The 15055-nt window shown below is 68.5% G+C and carries 11 protein-coding genes and 1 tRNA gene; 3 read left to right on the top strand and 9 right to left on the bottom strand.

Translation table 11 applies throughout. The features are described from left to right. Positions 1-57: 57 nt before the first annotated feature. From LXB15_RS08210 to LXB15_RS08200, 3 genes are all read right to left on the bottom strand, one after another. The gene (locus LXB15_RS08210; protein ID WP_233952324.1) at positions 58-2421 is read right to left on the bottom strand and encodes a mechanosensitive ion channel domain-containing protein; all 2364 of its coding nucleotides are present in this window, start codon (positions 2419-2421) and stop codon (positions 58-60) included. A gap of 187 nt (positions 2422-2608) precedes the next feature. After that, positions 2609-3973: a trigger factor gene (gene tig, locus LXB15_RS08205; RefSeq protein WP_233952323.1), complete on the bottom strand. Its 1365-nt coding sequence runs from the start codon at positions 3971-3973 to the stop codon at positions 2609-2611. A 77-nt stretch (positions 3974-4050) separates the two neighbouring features. Next, positions 4051-4135 (bottom strand) — tRNA-Leu (locus LXB15_RS08200). 390 nt (positions 4136-4525) lie between these two features. Here LXB15_RS08200 and LXB15_RS08195 point away from each other — a divergent pair. Together LXB15_RS08195 and trmFO are read left to right on the top strand one after the other, a co-directional pair. Further along, entirely contained in the window at positions 4526-4669 is a 144-nt protein-coding gene (locus LXB15_RS08195; RefSeq protein WP_183206215.1) for a DUF1127 domain-containing protein, read from the top strand. A 448-nt stretch (positions 4670-5117) separates the two neighbouring features. After that, complete coding sequence (gene trmFO / locus LXB15_RS08190) at positions 5118-6539, top strand: methylenetetrahydrofolate--tRNA-(uracil(54)-C(5))-methyltransferase (FADH(2)-oxidizing) TrmFO (RefSeq protein WP_233952322.1); 1422 nt, start codon at positions 5118-5120, stop codon at positions 6537-6539. A 29-nt stretch (positions 6540-6568) separates the two neighbouring features. Here trmFO and LXB15_RS08185 read toward each other — a convergent pair whose 3' ends face one another. The 5 genes from LXB15_RS08185 to yajC form a co-directional block, all read right to left on the bottom strand. Next, the gene (locus tag LXB15_RS08185) at positions 6569-8380 is read right to left on the bottom strand and encodes a DUF4153 domain-containing protein (RefSeq protein WP_233952320.1); all 1812 of its coding nucleotides are present in this window, start codon (positions 8378-8380) and stop codon (positions 6569-6571) included. Between the two features lie 46 nt (positions 8381-8426). Next, on the bottom strand, positions 8427-9260 hold the full coding sequence (locus LXB15_RS08180) for a phytoene/squalene synthase family protein (RefSeq protein ID WP_233952319.1): 834 nt from the start codon (positions 9258-9260) through the stop codon (positions 8427-8429). Between the two features lie 36 nt (positions 9261-9296). After that, positions 9297-9686: an Mth938-like domain-containing protein gene (locus LXB15_RS08175; RefSeq protein ID WP_233952317.1), complete on the bottom strand. Its 390-nt coding sequence runs from the start codon at positions 9684-9686 to the stop codon at positions 9297-9299. 7 nt (positions 9687-9693) lie between these two features. Continuing rightward, positions 9694-12258 (bottom strand): protein translocase subunit SecDF, encoded by a 2565-nt coding sequence (gene secDF / locus LXB15_RS08170; protein WP_233952315.1) that lies wholly within the window; start codon positions 12256-12258, stop codon positions 9694-9696. A 134-nt stretch (positions 12259-12392) separates the two neighbouring features. Beyond that, positions 12393-12734 carry a preprotein translocase subunit YajC gene (gene yajC, locus LXB15_RS08165; protein ID WP_233952313.1) on the bottom strand — a complete coding sequence of 114 codons (342 nt, stop codon included), beginning with the start codon at positions 12732-12734 and terminating at the stop codon, positions 12393-12395. Positions 12735-12864: 130 nt separating this feature from the next. Between yajC and LXB15_RS08160 the strand changes: the two genes are divergently transcribed. Next, positions 12865-13749, top strand: coding sequence for an ATP-binding protein (locus LXB15_RS08160; protein WP_233952312.1), 885 nt, complete (start codon positions 12865-12867; stop codon positions 13747-13749). A gap of 63 nt (positions 13750-13812) precedes the next feature. Here LXB15_RS08160 and LXB15_RS08155 read toward each other — a convergent pair whose 3' ends face one another. Then, on the bottom strand, positions 13813-14955 hold the full coding sequence (locus LXB15_RS08155; RefSeq protein WP_233952311.1) for a M23 family metallopeptidase: 1143 nt from the start codon (positions 14953-14955) through the stop codon (positions 13813-13815). Positions 14956-15055 lie beyond the last annotated feature (100 nt).

The raw sequence follows: 15055 nt of genomic DNA, 5'->3' as shown, positions 1-15055 counted from the left end.
GTGCAAGGCGGCATGGTCGCCGCGGCCGATCGCCCGGCGCGACGCCGCCCGCCGGGCTCAGCCGCGGCCGTCGCCGGCGCTGTCGATGTCGCTCGCGCCCGGCGGTATCGGCTTGCCGCCGGCATCCACCGAGCCATGCTGCGAGGCGCCGTCCTGCGCGCCCGGCTCGCTCGGCGCGGCCGCCGGCGGCAGGCTCGCGACCGGGCGGCCACCTGCGGGCGCGTCCAGCGCCTCGACCCGCACCGGCGGCGCCCTGCCCTTGCGGTCCTCGCCGAACCACACGGTCGTCTGCGGGAACGGGATCTCGATGCCGCGCTCGTCGGCCATCCGCTTGACGATCTCGCGATAGGCGCGGCCGATGCCCCACTGGGTGCCGGGCTTGGTCATCACCCTTCCGCGCACGACCACGGCGGAATCGCCGAGTTCGTTCACGCCCCACATGTCGAACTCGCTGATCAGGTTCTCGCCCTCGCTGCCAAGCTTCAGCTCGTCAAAGGCGTCGTGCATCATCTGCTTCACGTCGGCGACGTTCTCGCGATAGGCGACGCCGATATCGGCGACGTAATAGGCGAAGTCCTTCGAGAAGTTCGCCACCTGGTCCACCGACGAGAACGGGATCAGGTACCAGGTTCCCTCGACGGTCCTGAGGCCCACGGACCGCACGGTCAGGTGCTCGACGACGCCGGATATCCCGTTCACCTCGACGATGTCGCCTTCGTTCATGGCGTTCTGGATCTGGATGAAGGCGCCGGTGATGATGTCCTGAACGAATTTCTGCGCACCGAAACCGATCGCCAGGCCGACCACGCCGGCGCCGGCGAGGAGCGGCGCGATGTTGATGCCGAGTTGCGAGAGCACCAGCATCGCCACGATCACCACCATGGCGATGGTGAAGGCATTGCGGAACAGCGACAGCAGCGTGCGCTCGCGGGCGGTCGGAACGGTGCCGTAATGCGGGTTGAGCCGATACTCGACCCAGGACGAGACCGCGATGTAGACCCCGACCCCGAGGACCAGCACGATCGCGGCGCCAAGCAGGCTTCCGACGAAAAGCTGGCCGAGCGACGTCGCTAGCCAGGAGCTGACGCTGAGCAGGCTCCAGGCTTCGAATATGTAGGCGATGACGATCAGCACGACGATCACCCGGATGACCGTCAGGGCGTTGGGAATGAAGGAGTTGACCCGCTTCTCGAGCAGCGGCAGCCGGTCCTTCGCGGCTTGCGGGATCGGGATGCCGCTGGCGATCACCCGCGACAGCACCGAGACGATCAGCCCGCCGATGGCCATCGCCGCGATCGATTTGAGTGTCGCACTCGCAAGGAAGGTCAGGCCAGTATCCGGGCTGCGCAGCCAGACGACGAAAACGGTCAGTGCGAAGCCGATGGCGAGCAGCCACCAGATCTGGCCGAGGAACGCATTGACGCGCGCGCCGAAGCTCTTGTCGCCGCGATGCTTGGCGCGTTTCAGCCGCTCGCGGACGACGCTGCGATTGCGCAGGATGAGGCCGATCGTCAGGCCGAGCGTCAGCAGCACGACGACGAAGCGCACCGCGTCCGCGGCGGCTTCGCTCGATGCCTGCTGGACGATCGGCGCCACGAACAGGAAAGTGTAGCCGAGGATCGAGATCAGCCGCGAAATCCAGAAGTACCAGTAGCGGGCCTGCCGGTCGGAAAACGGCGTCAGGCGCAATTCCGGGTAGCGCGGCGAGACGAAGGCGGCGACCGCGACCTTGATCGTCTCGATCAGCAGGAACGCGTTGAGAAACAGCGCCTGGTTGATGCCTGGGCGACCGCCGTTGAAGATCGTCGCCGCGAGATAGCCACCGGCCCAGCAGAGCAGGATCGACAGCGCGTCCGCCAGGCCCGCGGCGACGAGCAGGGCCAGCTTGCGCAGCGGCCCCGCATGCTCGGCCCCGCGTGCCAGCCGGCGGAACATCGGCGTCTTGGCAAATCGCCCGATCGCCAGGATCAGGAACACCACGAGCGCCACCAGCCCGACCGGCGCCACCGCGTCGAAGATCCGGGGAATGTTGATGCGGCCGACGCCGGAGAGCATGTCGAGGGAGGCCAGGCCGCTGTCCTGCAGATGCGACCACGTCTCGCCGAGACTGCCGATCAGAGCGCTGGAGTAGACGGCGATCCGGCCCGGCAGGGTCAACGCGGCGGCCTCGGCGACCGGGTCCGCTGCCTCGGCCGCCGGCGCGCGATAGGCTGCGGCCTTCAGCGATTCGATCAGGCGGGCGCGGGTGTCGTCGTTCTCCAGAATGCGGATCAGCTCGTCGAGCGACGGCTCGTCGGCCGTTGCCGCCGCTTCCGTGCTGGTTCCCAGCGACAGGCTCGGCATCTGCGCCGGCGCGGCGCTCGCCCACAGCAGCAGCGCGAAGAGAGCGGCAAGAAGGGCGAACGGGCGGGAAAGCGTCATGCGGGAAGAACCGTGTTGGCCTCGGAGGGGGTGAGGTGCGAAGCGGCAGGCGCCGGCGCCGGCGCTGCCACCGACGGCGGATGCGGGCACATCCTATCTCGGGGCGCTTTGACGAGACTGAGGCGCCATAACGAAAAGGGCCGACTTGCGCCGGCCCTTTTCGTGATCTTCGATCGATCGGCAAGGATCAGGAGGCGGCGGCCAGCGCCTTGTCGTCCTCGTCCTCGGCCATCAGCTCTTCCTTGGTGACCGTCTTGTCGGTCACGTCGGCCTCGGCCAGGAGATGGTCGACGACCTTCTCCTCGTAGATCGGCGCGCGCAGGCTGGCGAGCGCGTCCGGGTTCTTCTGGAAATACTCGTAGAGCTGCTGCTCCTGGCCCGGATAGCGGCGAAGCTGCTCGAACATCGCCCGCTGCAGTTCCTCGTCGGTGATCTGGACGTTGGCCTTCTCGCCGATCTGGGAGAGCACCAGCCCGAGCCGGACGCGACGCTCGGCAAGGCGGCGATACTCGGCGCGCGCCTCCTCCTCGGTCGTGTCCTCGTCCTCAAAGGACTTGCCGGCCTGCGTCAGCTCGTTCTGGACCTGCGTCCAGATGTTGCCGAACTCGGCCTCGATCAGCTTCTCCGGCAGGTCGAAATCGTAGGTCGCGTCGAGCGCGTCGAGCAGCTGGCGCTTGACCTTCTGGCGCGTAGCCTGGCCGTACTGGCTCTCGATCTGCTCACGCACAACCTGCCGCAGACGCTCCACCGACTCGATGCCGAGCTTCTTGGCCAGATCGTCGTCGATCTCGGTCTCGAGCGGCGCCGCCACCGACTTGATCGTCACGTCGAAGGTCGCGGCCTTGCCGGCGAGATGCGCGGCGCCGTAATCCTCGGGGAAGGTCAGCTCGACGACCTTCTCGTCGCCGGCCGCGAGGCCGATCAGCTGATCCTCGAAGCCTGGGATGAACTGGCCAGAGCCGAGAACGAGATTGGAGTCGCTCGCCGTCCCGCCGTCAAAGGGCTCGCCGTCGACCTTGCCGACGAAGTCCATCGTGACGCGGTCGCCGGTTTCCGCCTTGCCGTCCTTCGGCTCGTAGGTCTTGGCGCTGTCGGCGATGCGCTTCACCTGCTCGTCGACCTCCTCGTCGGCGATCTCGACGATCGGCCGCTCGATCTTGATGCCGCTGGTGTCCTTCAGCTCGAAGGACGGCAGCGTCTCGTAGGAGAGCGTGAAGCTGAAGTCGGACTTGCCGCTGAGAACCTTCTCGGCCTCGCCCTCGTCCTCGGTCATCACGATTTCCGGCTGCATCGCGGAGCGCTCGTTGCGCTCGGCGATGACGTTGCGCGGGGTCTCGTTGATGATCTGGTTGACGATCTCCGCCATCATCGACTTGCCGTACATCTTGCGCAGATGCGACATCGGCACCTTGCCGGGCCGGAAACCCTTCAGCTGCACCCGGTCCTTGGCTTCGTAGAGCCGTGTCTGGAGGCGCGCTTCAAGGTCCGAAGCCGGCACGACGATCTGGATCTCGCGCTTCAGGCCCTCGGCCTTGGTTTCCGTTACCTGCATTCTCGATACCTTCTTGATCTTGATAAGGGCCGATCCGCCATGCGGTCGGGCTTGTCACGAATTCGTCAGCAGCAGACTGGTGCGGGTGGAGGGACTTGAACCCCCATGCCTCTCGGCGCTTGGACCTAAACCAAGTGCGTCTGCCAATTCCGCCACACCCGCAGGAGCGCCGACAAAGGGCGACGCGAGGCGCGGGCCTCTATATCACCCGCATCAGGGCCACGGAAGGGCAATGTCGGGGGAAATCCCGGCGATTCCGCCCGAAAAGGCCGGGTTTGTCGCTGAAGCCGCGCCGATTGTTCCCCGCCGTCGCGGCGTCGGCGGCGCCCGGCGAGCGACGCCGCCGGTGGCAGGTTCCCGACGCGTCCGCGCAAGCTGCTGATTCGATTGGCCGAAACCAGCTTCATGCTGCATTGCACCAAGCGCAGGGCTGTTATGCGCTTTCGTGTCTAGCGAGCGCGGCGGACGCCACCTAACTTCCTGACACCGAAGCGGCGCAGCCAACCAGCCTCACCGCTTCAATCGATTGAAATTCCAGACGGGCGACACGACATGAATATCATGCGGTCTTACAGCAACTGGCGGCGCTACCGCGAGACGGTCAACGAACTGAACCGACTGTCCCAGCGCGAGCTTTCCGACCTCGGCATTTCGCGTGCCGACATTCCTTCCCTGGCTCGCCGCGCGATTGGCTGACGCCTGACGATATCGAGTTTCGCGACGGCCCACCTCCTCCCGGGTCTTAGCGGATACGGGGCTGCCATCCTCCTCCCAGGCAGTCTCACCTAAGTCGCCCGCCGGGTCCTCCCCCCGGCGGGCGCACAGATTGCAGAGATTTCACTCCGGAGCCGTCTCCTCCCTAGGCTCGGAGTGAATGTCGACCCGCGCATCCTCCTCCCAAGCGCGCGGGTTCTTCTTGGCCGCTCGCCGGGTCCTCCCCCCGGCGAGCGTGCCGCGAAGCAAGTTTCGCGACGGCCCACCTCCTCCCGGGTCCGAGCGGATTGTAGCCTGCGCATCCTCCTCCCAGCGCAGGTTCAGTACCGACGCCCGCCAGGTCCTCCCCCTGGCGGGCGTTGTCGTTTGCGGTCTCGCGCAGAAGCCGCCGGGCCTTCCGGGCGGCGCCCTGCGCTGCTAGACTCTCCCCATGTCGAACAAACCCATTCACATCGTCGGCGGCGGGCTCGCCGGCTCCGAAGCCGCATGGCAGATCGCCGAGCAGGGCGTCCCCGTCGTCCTGCACGAGATGCGACCCACCCGCGGCACCGAAGCGCACAAGACCGAGCATCTGGCCGAGCTCGTCTGCTCCAACTCGTTCCGGTCCGACGACGCCGAGTCGAATGCCGTCGGCGTGCTGCACGCCGAGATGCGGCTTGCCGGTTCGCTCATCATGCGCGCCGCCGATTCCCATCAGGTCCCGGCCGGCGGCGCACTGGCGGTGGACCGCGACGGCTTTGCCGCCGCCGTCACCGCCGCCATCGAGGCGCATCCGCTGATCCGAATCGAGCGCGGCGAGGTCGAGGGACTGCCTCCCGCGGAATGGGGCTCGTCGATCGTCGCCACCGGACCGCTCACCGCCCCGGCCCTCGCCGAGTCGATCCGTTCCGCCACGGGCACCGACGCCCTCGCCTTCTTCGACGCCATAGCGCCGATCGTGCATTTCGACTCGATCAACCTCGACAAGGCCTGGTTCCAGTCGCGCTACGACAAGGTCGGGCCAGGCGGGACCGGCAAGGACTACATCAACTGCCCGCTCGACAAGGAGACCTACGAGCGCTTCGTCGCCGCGCTGGTCGAGGGCGACCGGACCGAGTTCAAGGACTGGGAGGGCACGCCCTATTTCGACGGCTGCCTGCCCATCGAGGTGATGGCCGAGCGCGGCCCGGAGACGCTGCGCCACGGACCGATGAAGCCGATGGGCCTGACCAATGCCCACCAGCCGGACATCAAGCCCTATGCCGTGGTGCAGCTGCGCCAGGACAACGCGCTGGGCACGCTCTACAACATCGTCGGTTTCCAGACGAAGCTGAAATACGGCGCCCAGGCCGGCATCTTCCGGATGATCCCGGGACTCGAGAACGCCGAGTTCGCGCGTCTCGGCGGCCTGCACCGCAACACCTACCTGAACTCGCCGGTGCATCTCGACGCGCGCCTGCGCCTCAAGGCGATGCCGCACGTGCGCTTCGCCGGGCAGATCACCGGCTGCGAGGGCTATGTCGAATCGGCGTCGATCGGCCTCATCGCCGGGCGCTTCGCAGCAGCCGAAGCGCTGGGCACCGAAATCGCCCCACCGCCGCAGACAACCGCGACCGGGGCGCTGCTCGCCCACATCACCGGCGGCCACCTCGCCCACGAGGAGGAAGGCGGCAAACGCTCCTTCCAGCCGATGAACGTCAATTTCGGCCTGTTCCCGCCGCTGGAGCCGGGCGCGATCCAGAAGCCGGAAGGGATGAAGCGGTTCCGCGGCAAGGAGAAGTCGGCTGCCCGGAAAAAGGCCATGTCCGCCCGGGCCCTGGCCGATTTCGCCGCCTGGCTCTCGCCGCGATCATTCGCCGACGCGGCCGAGTAAGGCGCGGCCCGCAGGCTCCGCCCGGCTGGCTACTCGGGCTGCCATTCCGCAGCACGGAAGTAGATGATCATCGATGCGGCGCTGATGGCGGCGACCTCGCCCTCCTGGACGATCTGCCGGAGCACCACCCGCAGCCGCCGCCCGTCGCCGCTCGTCAGGTCCAGCACCGGCGGGACGAGCCTTTCCGGCGCTGTTGAGAAGGTCGACTCCGGCAGATCCGCGACGGCCGAAGCGAGATCGAAGCGGTCCTCCACCATGCCGATCCGCACGACCAGCCGATCGGCTTCGATCCTGACCTGCGGAATCGGCGTCGCCACATCGTTCGACGGCCCGGGATTCGCGTCCGCCACCGCCGACAGCTCCGTCGCGGCGCGGTCGTAGCCGTCCGTCTCGACCACGAGGGCGGCAGCAGCGGTGAAGCTGCGGATCGTCTGCAGCGCCGAGGGCCGCGACAGGCCGAGCCCGGTCATCAGGATGTCGAAGGCCGAGTCGTCCGCGCCCTGCGGATCCGCCGCGGCAACGCGCTGGCGCAGGGCCGGCTCGAGATAGGGCAGCACCCGCCCGATCTGACCCGCATCCTCCAGCGCGTAGAGCCGCGACCGCAGTCGCCGGTCGGCCTCCGGGCCGCGATCCGCCGTAACAAGCGTCGCCGCCCCGTCGGGTCCCGAAACACCGGCCTCCGCGACGATCAGAGCGGTCTGGCTGCGGCCGACGGTACTCGCGGCGCCCCAGGGTCCGAACGACGAGAGAGCCAGCAGCAGGAGCGGAATGGCGGCCATGACGCGGATGTCGCCGCGCCAGCGTAGGGGCGCCTGCGCCGCGACGACGAGGGCGGCTGCGAGCACGCCGAGCGCCAGATAGTAGCGCGGCAGCGTCACGCCCTCCGCCGCGATCCGGATCGCCGCGGCAATCGCCAGCAGCACCAGCGGGACGATGAGAATGGCGACGAAGCTTCGCCCGAACAGCCGGATCGGCGGCGTCGCCTCGGAGAGGAACGGCGCCGCCCCGATGCGCAGCGACAGCACCAGCAGGGCGAAGAAGGTGACGATCCAGCCGATCTCGTTGGCGGGCAGGACGCCGGTCGCCAGGATCTTCATCGCATAAAGATGCAGGACGGCCGCCGTCACCAGCACGAGCGGCGCCGCGATCCAGGCAGCCATGATCCGCACGCCCGCCAGCAGGCGGTCCTCCGGCCCCGGCACGGGCTCCTCGAATCCGGCCGGCACGCGGCCGAGCGCGAAGAGCGGGCCGACCAGCGTGAAGGCGGTGACGAAGATGTGCTCGTAGGCGTCGCCCGAGAGACCGACCGCGAACAGGAAGCGGATCATCTCGAGGATCGCCGACAGGCCGAGCGTGAACAGCAGCACCGAGAGGAAGGCGAGGATGACCCCGACGACCGTCCACAGCGTGTAGGTCCAGAAGCGCATCCCGTCGCCGCGTCCCACGAACGGCGCCAGCGGCACCGCCAGCGTCGCGGCCGCGATCAGCGCCGGCGGATAGATGCCGAAGCGGGGCCCGAACCAGACCGCCAGGCCCATGACCAGCGCCACGGCGGTCGCGCCGGCGTGCCGGGCGGGCGGCGTCAGCCCATGGGCTTCGGCGGCAAGGCTCGCCACCACCGCGCTGGCCGCGGCGCCGTAGAGCGAGGCGAGCAGCCAGGGAAAGTCCTCAGGGTTCGGGACGAAGACGTCCTGGACTGCCACGTTGGAGAGCAGCGAGATCGCCGCGATCAGCAGCGTCGAGACCGGGAAGCGCGCAGCGGCCGTCCCGGCGCCGCGTGCGAGCGCGGCGGTCGCGCGCCGGAGCCGCGTCGATCCTGCCTGGTGATTCCCGCTCGCCATCCTGAGAGCCCGTCCTTCCGGCACTTCGCCTTGCGGCCATTCGATCCTAGCGACGCATCCAGCGCCAGTAGGCGAAGGACTTGCGAAGCGCGGCGATCTCGACCGGGCGCTCGAGCACCGATGCCCCCGCAGCCTCGATCCGGTCCAGATAGAGGCCCGCCAGTGTCGCCGGCAGGAAGGCGGGCCGGATGGCGAGCGGCAGCGTGCCCGCGTGGCGCTGGAAAGCCGCGAGATGATCCCGGCCGTAGGCCAGCATCGCGGCCACGGCGCGCATCGCCGGCGCCGGTTCGCCGCGGAGGAGATCGTCCGCCGAGCAGCCCGCGGCCTCGAGGAGGTCGGCTGGCAGGAACACCTGCTGCCTGGCGCGGTGGATCGGCAGGAGCAGCAGCGTTCCGGCGACGAGTTGTGCGACGCCGGCATGTCCGGCAGCATCCGCCGCTCCGCCGGCGGCATCCCGCGACAGCACGAGGCCCGCCAGCATGATCAGCGCCGATGCCGTCTCGCCGGCATAGGCCTCGAAGGCGTCCCGCGACGGCATCGGGTCATCGTAGAGATCGAAGATCCGCGCCTCGAGCAGCCGGTCGAAGGCGTCGCGGGGCAGCTGGTGCCGCTCGATCGTCTCGAGCAGCGCCGCCGCCACCGGGTTGGCATTCGCTTCGCCCGGCGCCGCTCCCTTAATCGTGTCCCGCCACCATTGCAGCCGGATCTCGCCTGGCAGCGGCTGGCTGACCTGCTCGCGGACCCGGGCGGCCTCGTAGTTGAAGGCATAGAGAGCGGCGAGGTCGTCCCTCGCCTCGGCCGGCGCGAAGGCCAGCGACAGGGCCCGGTCGCGGTCGTGCCGTTCGACGAGGCGCAGGCACTCGGCGGCATTGGCGTTCATGCCGCGCCGCTCCCGGCGTCCACCGTCGCGCGCGTCTCAGTCGACCGCGACGAGCGCGGCAGCGACCGGCCGGCCCTCGGAAAGCATGATGTTGAACGTCCGGACGGCCGCACCCGTCGACATCGGGTCGCAGGAGATGCCGGCCTGGCGAAGGCGGTCGGCCAGCGCCGGCGGCAGGCGCCGGATGTCGCGGCCGGTACCGAACAGCAGGAAGCGGATGTCATCTGCCTCCTCGAACACCTTGAGCAGCCGCTCGCCCTGGAAGGGCTGGTCGGCCGTGGCGTCCCAGCCGTAGATCCCGGACGGCAGGCACAGGATGGAGCCGCGATGCGACATGTCGGCAAAGCGGAAGCCGCCATTGCCATAGGCCTCGATGGGTGCGCGCCCGGGAAAGTGCGCGGCACGGATCTCGATCCCCTTGGCCATCCGGCGCTCAGGCCTTGCCCGCCGCAGGCCCCACGCGGCCGGTCTCCTCGTCGTCGGTCTTCTCGGCGACGTCGGCCGGACGCAGCTTGAAGAAGATCAGCACGGGCGCCGCCACGAAGATCGTAGACAATGCGCCGATCCCGACGCCGAACAGCATCGACGCCACGAAGGAACGGATCACCTCGCCGCCGAAGATGAACAGCGCCAGCAGCGCCAGCAGGGTTGTCGCCGTAGTCATCACGGTCCGCGCCAGCATCTCGTTGTCCGAAAGGTCGAGCAGCTGGCCGATCGGCATCTTCTTGAAGCGGCGCAGATTCTCCCGGATCCGGTCGTAGATGACGACCGTGTCGTTCAGCGAGTAGCCGACGATGGTGAGGATCGCCGCCACGGTCGACAGGTTGAACTCGAGCTGGGTCACCGCGAGGAACCCGAGCGTCAGGATGACGTCGTTGATCGTCGCGATGATGGCGCCGACGGCGAACTGCCATTCGAACCGGATCCAGACATAGATCAGGATCGCCAGCAGCGAGGCGAGCACGCCGATGACCGCGGCCCATGCGAGTTCGCCCGACACTGTCGGCCCGACGACCTCGGTCCGTCGGAAATCATAGTCGTCGCTGAGGGCCTGATGCGCGGTCTGGACGATCGCCGCCTGCGCGGTGTCGCCACCTTCGGCCGTGCCGAAGCGGATCAGCGCCTCGCTGTCCGAACCGAATTCCTGGACCTGGCTATCCGGGATCCCGGCAACATTGAGCCGCTCGCGGATGTCGCCGATATCGGCCACTCCGGACTTGGCCTGGACCTCGATCACCGTGCCGCCGGTGAAATCGATGCCGAAGTTCAACCCGGCCGTGAACAGCATCACGATCGACGCCAGACACAGGAAGATCGACAGCGCGAACACCTGCAGGCGGATCTTCATGAAGCGGATCGCCGTCACGTCCGGCACGAGCTTGATGAAACCGCGCGGCAGCTCCTTCGGGCGGCGCCGCCGCACCCACTCCGAAGCGAGCAGCCGCGTCAGCGTGAAGGCGGTGAAGACCGTGGTGACGATGCCGATCGCCAGGGTCACGGCAAAGCCGCGGACCGGGCCCGAGCCGAGGAAGAACAGCACGATGGCCGCGATCAGCGTGGTGATGTTGGCATCGACGATCGTGCCGAGCGCCTTCTGGAAGCCGGTGTCGATCGACTGGACCACGGATCGGCCGAGACGCCGCTCGTCGCGGATTCGCTCGAAGATCAGGACGTTGGAATCGACCGCCATGCCGACCGTCAGCACGATGCCGGCGATGCCCGGCAGGGTCAGGGTCGCGCCGATGACGGTGAGAATGGCGAAGAGCAGCAGGACGTTGGCGACGAGCGCGATGACCGCCAGCACGCCGAGGAAGCCGTAAGCCACCAGCATGAAGCCGATGACGAGGACCGCGCCGAGGACGCCGGCCATCTCGCCGGCGGCGATCGAGTCGGCGCCGAGGCCCGGCCCGACCGTGCGCTCCTCGATGATGTTCAGCGTCGCCGGCAGGGCACCGGCGCGCAGCAGCACCGACAGGTCGTTGGCACTCTCGACGGTGAAGTTGCCGCTGATCTGCGCCTGGCCGCCGAGGATCGGCTCGCGGATGTTCGGCGCCGACAGCACCTGCTCGTCGAGGACGATGGCGAAGGGACTGCCGACATTCTGCTGGGTGACGGCGCCGAAGCGCTGCGCGCCCTGGCTGTCGAAGCGGATGTTGACGACCGGCTGGTTGGTCTGGCTGTCGAAACCCGCCTGGGCGTCGGTCAGGTTCTCGCCCGAGACCATGATCTGGCGCTGCACGAGGATGGGGAGCGGCGGATTGTCGGTGGTGTAGAGGAGTTCCGAGCCGGCGGGCGGCCGCGCGCCGCGCGCCACCTCGTCGGCGGACGCGGTCTGGTCGACGAGCCGGAAGCTGAGCTTGGCGGTCTGGTTGAGCAGGGACTTCAGGCGCTGCGGATCCTGCAGGCCGGGAACCTGAACCATGATCCGGTCGTCGCCCTGACGCTGGATCAGCGGCTCGGTCGTGCCGAGCTCGTCGACGCGGCGCCGGACGACCTCGATCGACTGGGCGACGGCGTTGGTGAGACGGTAGTTCACGCCGGCTTCGGTCAGCGTCAGCGTGATCACGCCGGGCTGCGGCTGCGCCAGCTCGACCTCGGCGACGGAGCCGCTTCCCATCATGCCCGAGGACAAGGGTGTGGCCAGCGGCCGCAGCGCCTCGATCGCCGCGTCAGCGTCCGCGGGATCGCGCAGCCGGACGGTGACCGTGTTCCCCGCGTCCGAGAGGCCGGCATAGCCGATGCGGGCGGTGCGCAGCGTCTGGCGCGCGTCGTCGCTCAGCGTCTGGACGCGCTCGCCCTGCAGCGAGTCGCGATCGATCTGCAGCAGGATGTAGGAGCCGCCCTGGAGATCGAGGCCCAGCGTCACCTGCTGCTTTGGAACGAAGGATGGCAGCTGGTCGAGCATCTGCCGCGGAAAGAAGTTCGGGGCCGCGTACAGGATACCGACGGCCACCGTCAGCAGGACGAGTATCTTCTTCCAGGGCGAGAAATACAGCATTGGGATCCCAGGCGGGTCGACGAACGCGCCGCAGCGGCGTTCGTCCGTGGTATTCCGTCCACACGGTCGGCGAATGGCGACGCCGAAACACGGCCGAGTCTACGGCAACGGCGCCGTATCCTCAACAATCGCGGCTATTTGGTGTTGGCTGCCGCCGGCTCGCCCTTGACCCGGACGTCGGTGACCATGCTCTGCAGCACGCGGACGCGGACCTGTTCGGAGATCTGCACTTCCAGCTCGCCGTTGTCCATGACCTTGGTCACCTTGGCGATGATGCCGCCCCCGGTGACCACCGTGTCGCCGCGACGGATGTTGCTCAGCATCGCTTCCCGCTTCTTCATCGCCGTGCGCTGCGGCCGGATGATGAGGAAATACATGATGGCGAAGACCGCGACGAAGGGCAGCACGCTGATCAGGAGATCGCTTCCACCGGCAGCGGAAACGCCGCTCTGCGCGAAAGCCTCGGACACGAACATCGGGAACCTCTTCGGAATCGAGGGCGGGAAGCCCTTTACGGAGTGCGCGGAATATACGAACGGTCGCCTCGAATGCAACAAGGCGCGGGTTTCGCGACCCCGACGCTGCCAGGGACACGCAAGAGAAGTCATGGACGTGGAAGAATTTGCCCGGCTGCGGGAGACGATGGAGCGGATCGCGGCAAGCCTCGAGCGCCTGGCCCCCTCACCCGCGCCGGCGCCCGATTTCGACGCAGCCGACTGCTTCGTGTTCGAGCCGCCGGCAGGACTGGTTCCCGTCAGGGCGGTCAACCGCGTGCCGATCGAACTCCTCAAGGGCGTCGACCGATCGCGCGACATCCTGCTCGACAACACCGCCCGCTTCGCCCGCGGCCTGCCGGCCAACAACGCGCTCCTCTGGGGCGCCCGCGGCATGGGCAAGTCGTCGCTGGTCAAGGCCGCGCACGCGGCGGTCAACGCCTCGCTGCCGGACGGCGCGCGGCGCCTGAAGCTGATCGAGATCCACCGCGAGGACATCGACGACCTGCCGCGGCTGATGGGCTTCGTGCGAGCCGCGCCCTACCCGTTCCTGCTGTTCTGCGACGACCTCTCCTTCGACATGGGGGATTCGTCCTACAAGTCGCTAAAGGCGGCGCTCGAGGGCGGGGTCGAGGGGCGCCCTGCGAACGTGCTGTTCTACGCGACGTCGAACCGCCGGCATCTGCTGCCGCGGGACATGATCGAGAACGAACGCTCGACGGCGATTAATCCCGCCGAGGCGGTCGAGGAGAAGGTCTCGCTGTCGGATCGATTCGGGCTCTGGCTGGGCTTCCACCGCTGCAGCCAGGACGACTATTTGGCGATGATCGACGCCTATCTCGCCGCCTACGGCATCGAGAACGATCCGGAGGTCGTGCATCGCGAGGCGCTGGAATGGTCGACGACCCGCGGCAGCCGGTCCGGACGCGTCGCCTTCCAGTTCGTCCAGGACCTCGCCGGGCGGATGGGACGCACGCTGGAAACGCCGGCGGCCTGACGCAAGAAGGCCCGGCCTGCACCCGAAGGGGCAAGACCGGGCCGAACGCCTGGAGGTCGGCGTCTACTGGAGGAACTTGGTCGGGTCGACCGGCGTGGAGTCCTTACGGACCTCGAAATGCAGGACCGGGACGTCGGTGTCGCCGCTCATGCCGGACTTGGCGATCTCCTGGCCGCGGGTGACCGTGGCGCCGCGCTTCACCGAGAGCGAGTCGGCGTGTCCGTAGACGGTCACCATGCCGTTATCGTGCTTCACCAGCACCGTGTTGCCGAATTCCTTGAGGCCGTCGCCGGCATAGATCACGACGCCGTTCTCGGCGGCCTTGACCGAGGTGCCGCGCGGCACCGAGATGTTCAGGCCGTCATTGCGGCGCGAGCCGACCTTCTCGCCGAAGCGGTTGACGACGCGGCCCTGGACCGGCCAGCGGAACTGGCTGATCCCGGTCGAGGTCGGGGCGATCGCCGCCACCTGCTGCTCGGCCTGCTGCGCGACCGTGGTGCTGGGCGCGGCGGCCGGCGCCTCGGCAGGCGCGGCAGCCTGCTGCGTCGAAGGACGGCCCGATTTCTCGGCGGTCGCAGGCGGCGTATAGGCGACCGGCGTCGCGGCCGGCTTGGTTTCCGCCTGCGTCTCGGCCTTCGCGGCGGCGGGCTGGTTGCTCGCGACCTGGGTCGGGGCTGCGCCGGCGCCCGGAACGGTCAGTGACTGGCCGATGCGAATCGAATCGCCGCTGAGCCCATTGGCCTGCTTCAGCGCCGACACGGACGTCCCGGTGCGCCGGGCGATCGCCGCCAGCGTATCGCCGGAACCGACGGTGATCGAACCGCCGGATGCCGCCGACGCGGAACGCTGCTCGGTGGACGGACGGCGCTGCGGCGTCGAGATCTGCGATGCCTGTGCCTGCAGCGTGGAGGGCGGCGCGCCCCGCGACGGGTCGCTCGCGGCGCCCGGCGCGGCGGTCATCGCGTTGGAGCCGGCATTGGACGCATAGTTTGGCGCGGGTGGCGGCGGCAGCGAACCGCTCTGGACGGCGGGCGTCGCCGCGCTGGCGCCATAGGTGGGCGTCTGCTGGTAGGGCGGCGCGGCATTGCCGATGGCACCGGTGTTCAGCTGGTCGACGCCGCCCGGATAGGGCTGCGCGGCGGCGGTCTGGGTCAACCCCGCCTGCGGCACGGCGCCGGTGTAGAAGCCGTCGTCGAACCGCGCCACGCCGGAGCTGCACCCGGCCGCGAGGCCCGCCAGAGCAACCATCGCGGCGGAACGCACCATACGGAGCCGTAGAGGTTTCAGCACATCGATACGCATCGCC

Origin of the sequence: Aurantimonas sp. HBX-1 (genome assembly GCF_021391535.1) — a bacterium.
Lineage (GTDB): Bacteria > Pseudomonadota > Alphaproteobacteria > Rhizobiales > Rhizobiaceae > Aurantimonas.
The sequence above is the reverse complement of the archived record's forward strand: the minus strand, read 5'-3'. Positions and strand labels throughout refer to the sequence as shown.